A 14,542-nucleotide genomic window follows, 5' to 3' on the forward strand; every position below is an offset into this window, starting at 1 on the left:
GAGCAGGACTCGGCCCTGTCGAGGTCACCACGCTCCTGGAACAGAACCCCGAGGTAGAACATCGCGCCGATGTCACCCTCGTCGGCGGCGCGCCGGTAGCAGGACTCGGCCCTGTCGAGGTCACCACGCTCCTGGAACAGAACCCCGAGGTAGAACATCGCGCCGATGTCACCCTCGTCGGCGGCGCGCCGGAACCAGGCCTCCGCCTCACCGAGGTCACCGCGCTCCTGGTGCAGGACCCCAAGGTTGAACATCGCGCCGATGTCACCCTCGTCGGCGGCTCGCCGAAACCAGGTCTCGGCCCCATCCAGGTCACCGCGCTCCCCAAGCAGGTTCCCGAGGTAGAACATCGCGACGGTCTCGCCTTCGTCGGCGGCACGCCGAAACCAGGTCTCGGCCCCACCGAGGTCACCGCGCTTTCGCAGCAGGTTCCCGAGGTAGAACATCGCGACGGTCTCGCCTTCGCTGGCGGCACGCCGAAACCAGGACTCGGCCCCGAGGTCACCGCGCTCCCCAAGCAGGTTCCCGAGGTTGAGCATCGCGACGGTCTCGCCTTCGTCGGCGGCACGCCGAAACCAGGTCTCGGCCCCGTCGAGGTCATCGTGCTCCTGGAACAGGTCCCCGAGGTTGTTCATCGCGCCGGTGTGGCCCTCGTCGGCGGCACGCCGAAACCAGGTCTCGGCCCCGTCGAGGTCACCGTGCTCCTGGAATAGGACCCCGAGGTTGTTCATCGCGTCGGTGTGACCCTCGACAGCAGCACGCCTTGTGGCGGTGAAGGCAATGTCATGGCGCTGCCGGCCGTCAGCGGCATTGGCGATGTTGAAGGCTTGTTGTGGTGTGGCGTGGGTTTGGAGGATGGTCCAGGTCTGGTCGGGGACCGCTTGTTCGCTGAGGGTGCTGGGGGGTTGGTCGGCGCGGTCGGTGAGGTAGTCGGCGGCGGTGTAGGTGCCGTCTTTGTGGTGGGTGATGCAGGAGCTGGCTGTGGTTCCGGTGATGGTCTCGGCCGCCCACGCACGGCCGGCGGCTTCTGTGGGTGTGGTGGCGCGGCCTTGGAACCGTTCGGGGAGGTAGGCGGGGGTGAGTTGGTCGAGGACGTGTGCGGGGAGGGGGTCGTTGAAGCCGGCTCGGCGGGCGTCGACGGCGGCGGAGATGACCGCGCGGCCCACGGTCTCCAGGGCATCACCGGTGTCGCGGGTCCAGCGGGCCATCTGCGCCGGTCCGGCGATCAGGTACTCCCCGAACCCGGCAGGCGAGGCCACGGCCTCGGAGATCCGCACGTCACCGGCAGGGACCTGCACCGCTGCGGCAGCGTCCTTCTCTCTCGTGCTCAGGTCGGATGTGACTTCGATGATCCGGCCTTCGTCGCGAAGGGCCTTCAAGAGTTCCACGCCTGGCCGATAGAGGGCGAAGCTGGTGCGGCCGGCGAGGTCGGCGTTGAGCGCTCGTTCGAGGTCGGCCAGGACCTTGCTGCGGATGGTCGCGACGACCACGCTGGAGTCCGGCGCACAGATCTCGCCTAGCAGTGCGGTGTCGAGGCCGCCGTCGGTCAGGAAGTGCTCGAGGTCATCCAGCACGATGATCGTGTCGGTGAAGCCGAACCCGGCCTTCGCCAGCGCGCGTAGTGGTCCGGCGCCGACCGGGACCAGGAGGCGGCGCTTGCCGCGGGTTCCGACTCGGTGGATCGCCTCGGCGGCCAGCCGGGACTTCCCCGCCGCTGCCGGCCCGGCCAGCACCACCATCCCGCCGGCGGCGATGAGCTCGTCAACGCGGACGTCGACGTCACGAGCGACATAGGAGGTCTGTCCGGCGTCGACCGACCCGATCGGAGCCTTCGCGCCGAGCCGGGTGACATCGACCTCGCCCACCTTGGGCAGGCGCCCTTTGACGCTGAACTTAACCTGTCCCGCCACATCCGGGCGGGCCCCCAGCCACCGTCGGTACCCCGCCACGGCCTGGATCGTGGACGTTCCGGCGGCCACGAGCAAGCCCGCCGCGCCGACCACACCCGCCCACGTGGCCGTCTGAGTCACCACCGTGGTCGAACCGACCCGGCCCCACGCCCACCACACACCGGCCGTCGCGGCCACCACCGCCGCCACCAACCCCGCCCGCCCCAGCCACTTCACCCCGCCAACTGTTCCCGACCGTCCACAAGGTCACAAGACGGCCAGAACGGCAGCAATGTCCGCCGTGCGGCCAGCACACCCACCGCTCCCGCCCACCTGCCCGCACAGACCGGCTCGCGGCCAACATCGACCACCATCCATGATCGACACCGGCACTACCTGCGGTGATGCCCTGAGAGCCCCGCTGGCACACGGTTCGGTGCACGCATGCTCCCCTTCGGAGCCCGACTATCCGGCCTCTACGGGACCCTGGTCATAGCTCTGGCGGCGCGGCACGCCGCGCGCCGCGCGCGGAAGCCCCGGTGTCCAGTCCGGATCTACCTTGCGGATTCCGGACCTACTCTTCGGGGCGCCTTCGGATTCCGGAGTAACCCTGCGGGCCGAACGCAGAGCCCCAGCGTGCGGGCCGTTCTCTCCCGGTGCAGAGTCGCTGCTTGCCGAACATCGGCTGCCAGGTCACCAGATCCGCAATGTAGAAGCGGACGACCTGTCCGACCAGTGTCCGGACCTATCTTTCGGGAACCAGGTCAGAGGCCCCTTGCCTCGCAAGGTGTACCCGGACTGGACACCCGGCGCGAAGGCGGTCTCGGCGACGGTGCGCGGCCGTGCCAGTTAGAAGCTGCCGACGTGGTCGAGGTCGGTGTCCCTCGGCGCCGGCACCGGGGAGAGGGCTTCGGCGGTCCTCGCCGGGTCGGCGTCGACGATGCCTGCGGTGGGGTGCTCGGTGATGATCGCCAGGCGCAGTGCCCGCGAGCCGGTCAGCCACATCGAGCGCACAACGTCCTTGCCGGCGAGGAGCCCCTGCCGGGAGTAGGGGTTGAGGCTGAGCTCGTGCTCCAGCTGGCTGCCGCCCAGCGCGTGGGGCGCGAACAGGTTGATCTTCTCGTCGAGCCAGTCCATGGCCTCGTCGATGCTGTGGCAGGTCCGCGATCGCATCGCGTCGGGCTTGTGCAGCCAGTCGCGGACGACGTTCGGCGGGAGCTGGATGTGTGGCAGCTGGCGTTGGGCGTCGTCGGTGAGGCTCGCCGCCGCCCCGTTCCACTCGTAACACAGCCACCGCATGCTCGCTCCCTCGTGTCGATCAACAATAGATCCCCACATCACGGTTTCGGGATGGCCGTGGCCGGTGGTGACGCCCGGCGCAGGGGGCGTGGGGAGAAGGCGTCTCAGGACGCTTCGGGATCCTCCTCGGCCGCTGAGACGTTCGGTGCGGTGGCCGCCCCTTCAAGGGGACGGCCGGGCTTGCCGTCATCGGCGCCGACCGTCCAGCCTTGCGGCAAGACATGGTCAGCGCCCAGCTCCAGGACCCGGGCATCGTCGAAAGTGCGATCAAACGTGGTGAACGTGGCCCCGTCGAATCGGGTATGCCCGGCGAACGTGGCCATGTCGAACCGGGTCTGCCTGGCGAACTTGGCCATGATGAACTCGGCATGTCCGGCGAACGTGGCCCCGTCAAACCAGGCGTCGCCGGTGAACGTCGCGCCGCGAAACTCGGCATGCCTGGTAAACGTCGCCCCGCCAAACATGACACACCCGTGCAACACAGGCCTAAATATCACGTTCTGGAATTTGGCATTCCCATTGAACGTCGCTCTGTAGAACCTGGCGTTCCCGTTGAACGTTGCCAGCTCGAACCCGGCGTTCCCGTGGAAGGTCGCCCCGTTGAACCCGGCGTCCCCGTGAAAAATCACCCCGTCGAACCCGGCACCCCCGTGGAAGGTCACCCCGTCGAACATGGCCTTGCCTAGTCGGTAGTTGGAGAGGTTGAAGTAGTGGAGGTGGGCGCCGGACAGGTCAATGTCCATGGCACCCCAGAAGGCTCCGCTGGGTTTGGGCTGCTTCTTCTTTCGGTTCAGCTTGTCGGGCGGGTGTAGGTGTTCTGTGATGAGGCGTTGGGCGGTGGCGCGGACCTGCAGTTCCTCCGCCGGCCAGGTCGCCTCCTGTGGCGTGGGCTCCGGCGGGGGCCGGGTCTTCCGCCTCGGGCGGATGAGGTCTGTCCACCATGGTCGTGCGGGCTTGCCTTCCTCGGCGTCGGGCTTCTCGGGTGGGGGCATGCGCAGGTAGGCACACCAGACGTCCATCACCGCCCGCCGGCGACCCTCGTGTTCCTGTCCGAGAGCGTCGAGGGCGTGCAGGGCACCGACCCGGACGGCAGCGGCTGCGTGGCCGAGCTGCTCGACGGCCTTGACGAAGAGCTCCTGGGCGCGTTTCTCGTCGGCGTCGTAGCGCGCGTCGGCCGCCGCTCGGGCGGCGAGGGCCTGGCGGTGGAAGACCGTGGCGAGGGTGATCACGCCGCCGGCGCCGACGGCGGCGGCCGCGGCGATCTGCCACGCCTTCACCTGCTCGGCGAAGGCCTCGATGTCCGAGACCGCCCGCGTTGCCGTCTCGGCCTTGGTCAGCAGCTCGTCGAGGACCAGCCACCCGACCACGACCGGTACCGCCAGCAGCGGCAACAACAGCAACCACCACGGCCAACGCCGCCATCCCTTGCGATTCCCCACCCCGTCCACCCTGGACACCGCCCGTCATGGTCACCATCGGCCGAAGGGCCCGCCCTGGCGCGGCGGCCGTCGGCTAGGAGGGCCCGGCGGCGTCGGCGTGCTGGCGGTCAGGTGGTGGTGAAGTTCGGTCGGGGCTTGTCGCGCCAGGCCTTGACGGTGGCGCGGGACCAGCGCCAGTCGCGGGTGGGGGCGGCGGGGTCGATGGGGGGTGGGATGGGCAGCCGGGTGGTCGGGTTGTCGGGGAGGATCGCGGCGGCGACGAGCGCCCAGCGTTGGACTTGGGCGGGGTTCATGCCGAGGGTGCTGGCCAGGCCGGTGGTGTCGTAGTCGCCGCGGACGGTTGTTGCGGTGATGGGGTCAGTGTCCAGGGCCGGTGGGTTGAGCGGGGCCGGGTGCTCGGCGGGGTCGGCGGCTTTCACCCAGTAGAGGCCGAGGTCGCGGGTGTCGGGGCCGGTGCCGCGCGTGTGGGCGGCGAGGGTCCAGCCGTCGCCGGGCGGGACGGTGACGCCGATGGCGGCGGCGTGCGCGGCCAGTTCTGTCGGGTCGAGCTGGTCGGCCAGGGCACGCAGTTCTGTGCGCTGGTCGGGCTCGGCGGCCAGGGCCATCATGGCGGGGCGCCCGGCGCGGAGCTTGTGGTCGGTGATGGCGGCGTGCAGGGCGCCGGCGGCGATGCCGGTGTTCTCGGCCAGGTCGCTCAGGCTCACGTCGGCCAGGCCCTCGTCGCGCTGGGCGGATAGGTAGGCGGCCAGCGCGACCTGCTGACGCTGGAGGTTGTGGGCATCGGCAGTGGGGGCGGTGCGGGCGGTGCGCAGCAGGCGCAGGTGGGCGAGGACTTCGTGGGTGCCGGGCTCGAAGGGCAGTGCCCGGCCGCGCCGGTTGGCGCGCCCGATGCGGTAGAAGGTGCCAGTGGCGGCGATCTGGCCTGCCCATTTGCGGCCCGACAGCGGATGCGGCGGAATCCGCCGAGTCACCTCCAGGCCGATCGGGCCGTACTCGGCGGCCAGGTCGTCGAGGTCGGCGCCCTGGAACGCGCACTCGTATCCACCGGCCGGGGCGTTAGCTTGGTCGGGGACGGGGCGTGGCGCGATGCGTGGGTCGGTGACCAGCAGCATGACCTCGGAGAGGGTGAGGGCCTGCTGGGTCCACAGTGGCCAGGCGGCGACCAGGCGGGTGGTGCCCTGGATCTGGTGCCAGGTCGCGCATAGCAGCCGTCCCCCTTGGCCGGGGTAGAGGCGCAATAGCGGGATCGCCTGCGTGGCCAGCCACAGCGGGCCGGGCCGGTCTTGTTCCCTTGGGCGGCCGTCGCCGGCGTCGGCGGCGCTGTGGATGAAGGCGGAGTCGAGGTAGATCCCGCCGGGGACGTCGGCGTAGCCGCCGCGGTCGAGGAGGGCGGCGGACAGCAGGCTCGGGTCGGCGGCCAGGACGTCGCGGGGCCCGGCCAGGGCGGTGGGAATCGTCTGCTGCCCTGAGAGCGCGAACAGCGGGGAGCGGGCGCATTCGCCGCGCGCGGTGACGCCGGCGGGGCTGATCAGCGCCTCCAGCCACGCCACACCAGCCGGGCCGGTCTCGGCGAGGTGGTCGCGGTAGGCGGGGTAGTCGCGGCGGGCGAGTTTGAGGTTGTCGCGCTTGGTGGGCCAGGTGGCCGTCAGTTCCGGGCCGGCGCTGCCGCGCTCGACGCAGGCCTCCAGGTCGGCGCCGAGCGCGGCCAGGAGCGCCGGGAGGTCGGCGGGGCCGTCGGCGATGACGGGGGATCGCCATGGGGTGGTGAACCGCAGGCGGCTGCCCGGCCAGCGGCGGGTCAGCAGCCGCAGCAGCCCGAGGCTGGCCAGGAACCCCGCATACGAGCGGCCGTCGAGGCCGGGCAGGACGATCCCGTCGGGCTGGGGCGCGTTGGGTGCGGAGGCCGGTGCGGCCGGCGAGGTGATAGTCACGGATGCTCCCTGGCTCATGTCACGGTCCAGCGGGCCGTGCCGTTGTCGCTGGCGGCCTCGGTGGCCTTCACTCGCACACCGGTCAGGCGGCCGATGATGTCGAGCGCGTCGTCGAGGTCGCCGGCCCAGGCCTCGAACTGCCCGTCCTGCTGGACGGCGATGCGCCCGGCGTCGCGCGGCTCGTAGCCGTCGGAGGCGTTGCCGATGACGGTGACGATGTCGAAGCTGTCGACGAGTTCGGTCAGCTCGGCGATCGAACGCGTCGGGCGCACCCCCACCAGCCGCGCGACGGGGCGCCGGTAGCTGGTGATGATGACCGGGCGGCCGTCGCGGGCCCGGTCGATGAGGTTGCCGAGCTGGGCGCGGGTGGCCTCGACGCTGTAGGTGTCCTCGTCGCTCACCGCAGGCCCTCGGCGATCGCGCGCGCCACCGCGAAGGTTTCCTCGCCCAGATCGGGTGCCTCCCACCCGAGGGCCTCGGCACTGGTCACGGGCGTGAGGTCGTCGGCGTGCCAGCCCAGGGCCAGCATGTCCTCCCACGTGTGGAGGCCGGTGACGTCGAGGAAACCGCCGGCGACTCGCGTCATGCAGTGCCCGGTGGCGCCGTCGTCGTCGCTGCACAGCACCATCGTTCCGCCGGTGAGACGCGCGAGGGCTTCGGCGAGGGCATGGCACTGGCCGTTGGTGTATCGGTCGAGGTGAGCACGCGTGAGTACCATCCCCACACCATAAAGCCTTAAGGATTTACAGCGCAAGTAAATCCTTAAGGAATCTGACAGGGCGGGGCGCGTCGGCGCGAGCAGGCTGCCCGGTAGTTCCCGTTGTTCGTCAGCGGGCGGCGCGGCGGGCGCGGGCGGCGGCCAGGGAAGTCACGGGCATCTCGTGCGGGACACCGGCGCCATAGGACAGGGTGGTGCGGCCGAGGAGGCGTCCGTGGGCGTGGCCGGCGACGTCGATCTCGCGGCCGCGCAGGCGCCCGCGTCCCTGGCCGAGCCCGGCCCATCGCGACGCGACCGGCTCCAGGATCGCGTCGGCACGGGCGACCTGCCCGATCGGTGTCCCGAACGGGAGCAGCACGCCGCCGACTTTCCGGGCCTTCGCCGCCAGGCGGCGGCCGATCGAGGTCGGCAGGCCCCGGGGCGCGTGAACGGCGACGACGTCGAGGCCGTCCAGGAGAGCGGAGACGACGTCGCCCAGGACGGTCCCGGCATCGGGGATGAGCGCCAAGCGGTCGGCGTCGAGTCCGGCCTCGGCGATCGCGGGCGCCGACAGGCCGTCGTGGCCGACGATGGCGCACCAGGCGCCGGCCGATGCCGGGCCCGCCAGCAGGCTCAGCAGCAGCGAGGTCGAGCCGATGCCCGCGGCGACCGCGACGGTCGACCCGCGCCGCAGGCCCCGCCACGGCAGGACCGCATCGAGGCCTTCACCGACGGGCAGGTGCCGGGTGCCGGTGTCACGGGTGGGCGCCAGTTCGCTGGCACGCCCGACGCCGGGAATCGCGACCGGCGCCGGCGCCGGCGCCGGGGCGGGGACGGCGGCCAAGGCCCCGTCGACACGCCAGCCGGTGGCCGCGTCGGGCTCGTCGACGACCGGGCTGCGGGCAGCTTCGAGCCCGGCGATAGTCGCCCGAAGTTCTCGAATGCTTGTACGCATAATCTCGGAGCGTAGCCCCTGTGACCAGGACTTCACTGTCAACCCTGGCGATCTTTTCGAACATGCGTACTGTACGGGGATGGGCTGGGTGCGGCGGTGGCGGATCGAGGTCGTCATCGAGACCAGGCTGGACGGGCGACGGGAACGGCGCTGGGTACGGGCCGCTTCGGTCGCGGAGGTGCGCCGCCTGGTGGAGCGGGCCCGCGCCGACCGCGCGGTCGTAGCGTGGCGGCTGGGCACCGAGCACGTCCTCGACGAAGCCGACCGGCCGAAAACCTGCCCGGCCTGCGCGGGTGAGCTGGAACCCCTCGCCGCCCGGCACGCCGCGACGGGACAGTCCCGCTCGGCGAAGCGCCTAGCGTGCCGGGCATGCCCGGGGCATGTCCGCATCACGTGCGCCGCCTGCGAAGTGCCGGTCGTGTGGCCCGCGGCGACGATCGGGTGCGGATCGCCCCGATCCCGGTGGGAGACCCCACCCGACGACCGGCCCTGGACCGGCTAGCCCCACCACGACCGGTAACCACCCCCGCCCGGCGGGCGCCTGGTCGTCGTTGCCCGCGCCACAAACCTGGGCGTGACCTGCATCAACGCGGCATGATCGAGGTGTGGAGCGGTTGATGGCCGCCACTCGCGGCCGGCTGCCGTCCGGGCCCGATTGGGTATTCGAGCCGAAATGGGACGGCTGCCGATTGCTGGCATCGGCTTCTGCCACCGAGGGGGTTCACGCCTGGACGCGCTCGGGGCGCGAGGTCACCGGCATGCTCCCCGAACTCGACGGCCTGACCGATGTCGTCGGCGACGCCCTCCTCGACGGGGAACTCGTGGTGCTGGGCGAGGGCCTGGCCACCGACTTCCATTCCTGCGCCGCGCGGCTTCGGGCGACCTCGCCGGCGGCGATCGCGCGCGGCCGACGAACCCATCCCGCAGCGCTGGTCGCCTTCGATCTCCTGCGCCTGGAGGGTGAGGACCTGCGCGGGAGACCCTTCTTCGAGCGCCGCAAGCTCCTCGAGGCCACCGGCCTGAACGGCCCGGCGTGGCAGGTGACCGCGCAGACCGACGACGCGGCGACGATGACGGCCGTCGCGCGCCTGCACGGCCTGGAGGGCGTCGTCGCCAAACGCCTCGATGCGCCCTACCGGGGCGGAGCCTCCCACGACTGGATCAAGCAGCGGTTCGCCGAGGTCGTCGACATGGTCATCGGCGGCGTCCGCCTCATTCGGCACGGCAAGATCGAGCTACTCGTCGGCGAGGAAACCCCCACCGGCCTGATCTACCGGGGCACGGTCACCGCGCGCGGACGCGGCACCGAGAACCTCCCCGCCCTCCTTGCCGTCCTCGCCCGGCCCGCCCACCCCTTCAACACACCAGTGCCGGCCGCGCACGCACGCGGCGCCACCTGGCTCGACCCCACCGTCCCCGTCGAAGTCTCCTACACCGCCCTGACACCAGCAGGCCGGATGCGCCAAGGCCGCCTCAACCGGATCAGGACAGACGTGATCTAGGCGAGCCGTTCTTGCGAGGAGTGTGTCCTTCAGCCCGGCGTCATGGCTTCATGAGGTTGTCGCCACCGCCCGCGGGCGACTGGTCGAGCAGGTCCGGTATCGGGCCTTGTGTGTCCGCCTTGGTTTTCTGCGCGTTCGGGCCGCACGCAACGTGGGCATCAGCCGTCGGCCTGGCCCATCATCCGCCGCAGCCGCGCGCCATCCCCACGGGAGCGCATGCGGGTACACCAACTGGATCCGCGCATCCCCTAGGGTGATTGACCCCGCCACACCGCCGAAGAGAACCACATGGCGAAAGGTCGCCTTGTCGAACCCGGCGTCGCCGGTGAAGATCGCCACGTTGAACACAGCGAAGTCAGTGAAGGTCGCCGCGCGGAACCAGGTGTCGCCGGTGAAAGTCGCCTCGCGGAACTCGGCGTAGCCGGTGAAGGTCGCCTCGTCGAACCAGGCGCCGCCGGTGAACCTCGCCTCGCAGAATCCGGCGTAGCCGGTAAAGGTCGCCTCGCGGAACCAGGCGCCGCCGGTGAAGGTCGCCTCGCGGAACCCGGCGACGCCGGTGAAAGTCGCCTCGCGGAACCCGGCGTAGCCGGTGAAGGTCGCCTCGCGGAACCCGGCGACGCCGGTGAACCTCGCCTTGTCGAACCCGGCGTAGCCGGTGAACCTCGCCTTGTCGAACCCGGCGACGCCGGCGAAGGACGCCTCGCGGAACCCGGCGGCGCCGGCGAAGGACGCCTTGTCGAACCAGGCGCTGCCGGCGAAGGACGCCTCGCTGAACCCGGCGTAGCCGGTGAAGGTCGCCTCGCGGAACCCGGCGTAGCCGGCGAAGGACGCCTTGTCGAACCAGGCGCCGCCGGCGAAGGACGCCTCGTCGAACCCGGCGCCGCCGGTGAACGTCGCCTTGTCGAACCGGGCGTCGGTGAGATGGCAGTGGTCGAAGTTGAGGCCAATGAGGTGGGCGCCGGTGAGGTTGATGCGCGCAGAGCCCCAGAAGTTTGAGTCGGGCTTCGGGAGGGCGGTGTCGCGTTCACTGTCGTGGGTGCGGGGAGCGCGGATGTGGTCGGCTATGAGTGTTTGGGCGGTGAGGCGGACTTCGTATTCGTCATCGTGTGGGCGTTGGGCAGGGGTGGTCGGTGAGGTGAGGTCGGCTCCGATGGGGACGATCCCAGTGGCCGGGGTGGTGGGCGTATAGGGCATGCGCAGGTAGGAGCACCAGACGTCGATGATGACCTGACGGTGTGCGGGGTGTTCGCGGCCGAGGCGGTCGAGCGCGTAGAGGCCGGCGAGGCGGACGGCGGCCGAGGCGTGGCCGAGCTGGTCAGCGGCTTTCATGTACAGCTCGGTGATGCGCTTCTCGGCGGCGTCGTGGCGAGTATCGGCGGCGACGTCGCGGGCCTGGTCGAGACGGTCCTTGGCGTCCTCGAGGTTGTCGGCGGCGACCTTCTCCAGGTGCCGCTGGTGGCGGGCCTGGTAGACCTGCCGGTGGATGAGCAGGACGAGGGTGATCAGCCCGCCGATGCCGAAGATGACCGACACGAGGATGCTCACCGCGGTGATCTGGGCGCGCTCGTCCTCGCCGGCCATCTTGTCGAGGTTGCCCCACAGCAGCATCGCCACCCGCACGATCGCGAACACCCCACCGGCGGTGGCCACCATGACCCCGACCGTTAGCAGCAGCGGCTTGCGGCGGCGAACACACCAACGCCAGCTGCCCACCACGGCCCGCTTCATCCGGGCCACCGTGGCCGTCGACGCGCGCTTCACCCGGCCCGGTTCTTTGACCGGGACCGGCTGGTTCCCCCCAGAGTCCATACCCGGCAGCCTCCGGCGCGGGGCGCAAGGTCACCATCGGCCGAACAGCGGTCCCCGTGCCAGCGCTGCCGAGTGCGGAGAAGCCTTGATCGGGAAACGTCTGGGCACCGTGGTCCGGTCGAGCTGTTCTCCGCCGGTGTCGGGGGGTGTCGCTAGGTTTCCCGGATGTCCACTCTCACTGCTGAGCAGGCCGCGCTTTTGGCCACCGACCGGTGGGCCTGGCTCGCCGACTTCCTCGACCGCTGGTACGCCGAGCCTCTGCGCGCCGAGGACGGCGGCACGGCCGGGGACGTCGCTGCGGCGGGCGAGCGGGTCGGGAAGGTCGGGAGGGACCTCCCGCGGGTGCTCGTCGAGTGGTTCACGCTCGTGGGACGCCGGCTGCGGATGGTGCAGAACGACCCGGCCACGCCCGCGAAGCTGTACACCGCCGACGGCATGCTCACGGTGTGGACGGAGAACCAGGGCGGCTGGGTGATCCAGGTGGACCCGGCCGATGACGGCGACGATCCCGCCTGCATCCTCGGCGGACCCACAGCCGAACGCATCGACCCGACGCCGCTGTCGATGGTCCTGCGCTCGATGATCCTCAGCGAAACCCTCATCGGAGCCTGGTCCGGGACGCACATCGGCCCGCTCGGGCGCCTAGCTCCCGCAGTCCGCGGCGGAATGGACACTCAGGCCACAGAGGCCGAGGTCGCCGCGATCACGGGCGCCTATGATCCGCTGCCGATCCCGTGCATCCCGGACTACGGCGAATCGCTGCGGGGCGACCAGAGCACGGTCGTGCGTCACGAGACCTGGCTGGAGTGGATGACCGCCGACGATGACGCCTACGCCCGCATCGCCGGGCTCATCGACCTCGACCCCGAGGGCGGCGAACACGAAGTCGTCCTCGCCCTCGAAGACCTCAGGCCAGAACAGCTCAGCTTGGTGACCGGTGAACACGGCGCCACCCGCCACGACTTCGTCCAGGACGCCGTCGATGGGCTCGGCCGGTTGCGAGTCGCCGCCACCACACTCGACGGCGTCCGGTACCAGGTCGGCACGACATGCCCAGAGGAGACATCCCGCGCCCTGCTGGCCGCGCTCCCCGACATGCTCACCGACAAAGCGGTCCTGGCGGTCCGCCCTATGCGAATCAGCGCCTTCCGGGTCATCCACCCCGCCGACAGGGCCGAGTACACGCTGCCCATCTACTGACACCGGCGTATTCCCCCAACGGTGAGCTGGTGATCTCCGGTCCGGAACGATGCGGTGGCGGCCGTGGTCACCATCGACCGAACCAATGAGACACGCAGAACGGCCCCGGCTAGTAGCCGGGGCCGTGGTGTGAAGAGCGGGTCAGTCCTGGGTGGGGCCGTAGAACGCGGGGTTGCCGCGGCGCCGGAACATCCGGAACGCGATGAACCCGGCGACCGCCCGCCCAGCGCGCCGCGTGGTGCTCCCTGACCCGCTCGCCGGGCGCCCGGGCCCTCTACGACACCCGCCGGGGGCGCGGCGACCGCCACTACGGGGCCCCGCGGCACGTCGCCGCGCGGCTGCTGATTTGCCTGCACACCTGCCTGACCCGCGCCAAGCTCTACGACGAGACGGCGGCCTTTCGGCCGCCGTCGCCATGAACCGCCGGGAGGGGCGGGCTCGACGTCCCGCTCCGTGCATGGGGCACCGACCCCCAAATGTGGCCTGACGCCGCCCCTCCCGGCACACCACTCGGCTTCGGACACACCCGGCGGCCAGTTTTCCGCTCGACAGGACGCCCGCGGGCTAGTAACCGTCGTCGTCTGCTTCGTCGGCATCTTCGTCAGGGGCGAAGGCGCTCAGAACCATGTCAGCTGTGACCTGCTGGTTGGCCCAGGGCAGGGCCATCAAGCGCTGGTCGGGTGTCAGGTGCGGCCTGTCATTGGAGCCGTAGAGGTATCCGCCGACCTCGCCGTCCTCGGTGACGACGACGGACATGCCGGCGGCGCTGCCGCCACCATATTTGTTGAGGTCGGCGGCGACCCGCGCGGCGATCGACTTGTTCATGGTTCCTCCGTGGGACGGTGAGTTCGTTGGGCATACAACGTGGAGGCGACAGGGGTGCGCGAACAGCGCTGTCGCCGACACCAACGGCCGCTATGGCGGCCCAACGAGTCCGTGGCCGGGAAACCCGGCCCGGGAACGACGGCGAAACGAAGCCGTCGTCCTAGCGGTTCGTCCTCAACGGATCCGGGCACGCGGCCCGGAAAGAACTGCAGCCAGCATACTTTTCGCGCTCAAGGACCCCAGCCGCCACCCCGGGCGTGCCGAGCATCCACGGTGGATGATTCGTATCCTGGACAGCGAGTTCCTCCTAGCGACGCCGCCAGCCGCCCGTCGGCACTCTGCCCAGCATCGGCCACCACAACCGAAGGCACAAGTCGGAAGGTATCGGCCACACCGTGAAGGAGCCTTCGACATGCAAAGCCGCGACGTCGAGCCCGAGAAGCCGACCAAGCCTTCCGCCGACACGCCAAGCCTCGCGGCGAGCTCATCCTCACCGGGATGGACCTGCGACGCACTGCACGCCCAGATCGTGGCCGCCGTCGCCGAGGAGCGGTGATGCCCCGGCAACCACGCCTCTGGACCAGGTCCTGGCCAACGCCGCAGGACTGCCACGACCACGCGCTGAGGGGATGCCCGTTCCCTACATCACCCGCATCGACCACCCCGGCCCCGCCTGGCGCCATGTCCAACCGCACCGGCTGTGGCTGTGCTAATCCCAATGGCGATGCCAGGTCTGCGGGGACCGGCTTCCCCGAAGTGCCTGGGTGATACTGGAGGCCGCGCGCATCGTGATCTCCGACGCCGCCATGCACCATGCCTGCCTGATCATGGCCCTGCGCTGGTGCCCGCACCTTCACGCCGGCGTCGATGACTTCGAATGCCTCGAGGTCGACTCCACCGACATCTACGCCGACGGCGTCCGCCTCGACACGATCAGCGACTACGGCGAGGAAACCAAGTCTTGGACAGTCCGCCACCCCTAACGCAAGTGCGCTC

14 protein-coding genes are annotated in these 14,542 nt (G+C 70.6%); 5 read left to right on the forward strand and 9 right to left on the reverse strand.

Going from position 1 to position 14,542, the window contains the following annotated elements; genetic code table 11:
* The 7 genes from AB0I28_RS32195 to AB0I28_RS32225 all read right to left on the reverse strand — a co-directional run.
* Positions 1-2,126 (reverse strand): tetratricopeptide/SEL1-like repeat protein (locus AB0I28_RS32195; RefSeq protein ID WP_357499474.1); only part of this gene is annotated, 2,126 nt, incomplete at its 3' end.
* Positions 2,127-2,738: 612 nt separating this feature from the next.
* Positions 2,739-3,188 carry a hypothetical protein gene (locus AB0I28_RS32200; RefSeq protein WP_357499475.1) on the reverse strand — a complete coding sequence of 150 codons (450 nt, stop codon included), beginning with the start codon at positions 3,186-3,188 and terminating at the stop codon, positions 2,739-2,741.
* A gap of 104 nt (positions 3,189-3,292) precedes the next feature.
* The gene (locus AB0I28_RS32205) at positions 3,293-4,579 is read right to left on the reverse strand and encodes a pentapeptide repeat-containing protein (protein WP_357499476.1); all 1,287 of its coding nucleotides are present in this window, start codon (positions 4,577-4,579) and stop codon (positions 3,293-3,295) included.
* A 155-nt stretch (positions 4,580-4,734) separates the two neighbouring features.
* On the reverse strand, positions 4,735-6,558 hold the full coding sequence (locus tag AB0I28_RS32210) for a hypothetical protein (RefSeq protein ID WP_357499477.1): 1,824 nt from the start codon (positions 6,556-6,558) through the stop codon (positions 4,735-4,737).
* 14 nt (positions 6,559-6,572) lie between these two features.
* Positions 6,573-6,959 (reverse strand): type II toxin-antitoxin system prevent-host-death family antitoxin, encoded by a 387-nt coding sequence (locus AB0I28_RS32215; protein ID WP_357499478.1) that lies wholly within the window; start codon positions 6,957-6,959, stop codon positions 6,573-6,575.
* Positions 6,956-7,276, reverse strand: a complete 321-nt coding sequence (locus tag AB0I28_RS32220; RefSeq protein ID WP_357499479.1) for a hypothetical protein — start codon at positions 7,274-7,276, stop codon at positions 6,956-6,958. Before AB0I28_RS32220 ends, AB0I28_RS32215 begins: the two co-directional genes overlap by 4 nt.
* A 109-nt stretch (positions 7,277-7,385) precedes the next feature.
* Positions 7,386-8,210: a hypothetical protein gene (locus tag AB0I28_RS32225; protein WP_357499480.1), complete on the reverse strand. Its 825-nt coding sequence runs from the start codon at positions 8,208-8,210 to the stop codon at positions 7,386-7,388.
* Between the two features lie 79 nt (positions 8,211-8,289).
* On the opposite strand from AB0I28_RS32225, the gene AB0I28_RS32230 reads away from it, so the two are divergent.
* Together AB0I28_RS32230 and AB0I28_RS32235 are read left to right on the forward strand one after the other, a co-directional pair.
* Complete coding sequence (locus tag AB0I28_RS32230; RefSeq protein WP_357499481.1) at positions 8,290-8,712, forward strand: hypothetical protein; 423 nt, start codon at positions 8,290-8,292, stop codon at positions 8,710-8,712.
* Between the two features lie 115 nt (positions 8,713-8,827).
* Positions 8,828-9,712 carry a DNA ligase gene (locus AB0I28_RS32235; RefSeq protein WP_357499482.1) on the forward strand — a complete coding sequence of 295 codons (885 nt, stop codon included), beginning with the start codon at positions 8,828-8,830 and terminating at the stop codon, positions 9,710-9,712.
* 48 nt (positions 9,713-9,760) lie between these two features.
* Here the strand turns inward: AB0I28_RS32235 and AB0I28_RS32240 are convergent, their stop codons facing one another.
* A complete protein-coding gene (locus tag AB0I28_RS32240) occupies positions 9,761-11,440 on the reverse strand; it encodes a pentapeptide repeat-containing protein (RefSeq protein WP_357499483.1) in 1,680 nt (559 codons plus the stop codon).
* Positions 11,441-11,686: 246 nt separating this feature from the next.
* On the opposite strand from AB0I28_RS32240, the gene AB0I28_RS32245 reads away from it, so the two are divergent.
* A complete protein-coding gene (locus tag AB0I28_RS32245) occupies positions 11,687-12,721 on the forward strand; it encodes a hypothetical protein (protein WP_357499484.1) in 1,035 nt (344 codons plus the stop codon).
* Between the two features lie 564 nt (positions 12,722-13,285).
* Here the strand turns inward: AB0I28_RS32245 and AB0I28_RS32250 are convergent.
* On the reverse strand, positions 13,286-13,546 hold the full coding sequence (locus AB0I28_RS32250) for a hypothetical protein (protein WP_357499485.1): 261 nt from the start codon (positions 13,544-13,546) through the stop codon (positions 13,286-13,288).
* Positions 13,547-13,958: 412 nt separating this feature from the next.
* On the opposite strand from AB0I28_RS32250, the gene AB0I28_RS32255 reads away from it, so the two are divergent.
* Positions 13,959-14,102 carry a hypothetical protein gene (locus AB0I28_RS32255; protein ID WP_357499486.1) on the forward strand — a complete coding sequence of 48 codons (144 nt, stop codon included), beginning with the start codon at positions 13,959-13,961 and terminating at the stop codon, positions 14,100-14,102.
* 208 nt (positions 14,103-14,310) lie between these two features.
* Complete coding sequence (locus AB0I28_RS32260) at positions 14,311-14,529, forward strand: hypothetical protein (protein WP_357499487.1); 219 nt, start codon at positions 14,311-14,313, stop codon at positions 14,527-14,529.
* Positions 14,530-14,542: the final 13 nt, after the last annotated feature.

It is taken from the genome of Phytomonospora sp. NPDC050363 (genome assembly GCF_040655735.1).
In the GTDB taxonomy this organism is placed as follows: Bacteria; Actinomycetota; Actinomycetes; order Mycobacteriales; family Micromonosporaceae; genus Phytomonospora.

Bases quoted from the DNA above. Each gene is read 5' to 3' on its own strand.
- AB0I28_RS32250 (WP_357499485.1), bottom strand. From the start codon at position 13,546: ATGAACAAGTCGATCGCCGCGCGGGTCGCCGCCGACCTCAACAAATAT.
- AB0I28_RS32240 (WP_357499483.1), bottom strand. From the start codon at position 11,440: ATGAAGCGGGCCGTGGTGGGCAGCTGGCGTTGGTGTGTTCGCCGCCGC.
- AB0I28_RS32200 (WP_357499475.1), bottom strand. From the start codon at position 3,188: ATGCGGTGGCTGTGTTACGAGTGGAACGGGGCGGCGGCGAGCCTCACC.
- AB0I28_RS32245 (WP_357499484.1), top strand. From the start codon at position 11,687: ATGTCCACTCTCACTGCTGAGCAGGCCGCGCTTTTGGCCACCGACCGG.
- AB0I28_RS32225 (WP_357499480.1), bottom strand. From the start codon at position 8,210: ATGCGTACAAGCATTCGAGAACTTCGGGCGACTATCGCCGGGCTCGAA.
- AB0I28_RS32235 (WP_357499482.1), top strand. From the start codon at position 8,828: ATGGCCGCCACTCGCGGCCGGCTGCCGTCCGGGCCCGATTGGGTATTC.
- AB0I28_RS32230 (WP_357499481.1), top strand. From the start codon at position 8,290: ATGGGCTGGGTGCGGCGGTGGCGGATCGAGGTCGTCATCGAGACCAGG.
- AB0I28_RS32255 (WP_357499486.1), top strand. From the start codon at position 13,959: ATGCAAAGCCGCGACGTCGAGCCCGAGAAGCCGACCAAGCCTTCCGCC.
- AB0I28_RS32220 (WP_357499479.1), bottom strand. From the start codon at position 7,276: ATGGTACTCACGCGTGCTCACCTCGACCGATACACCAACGGCCAGTGC.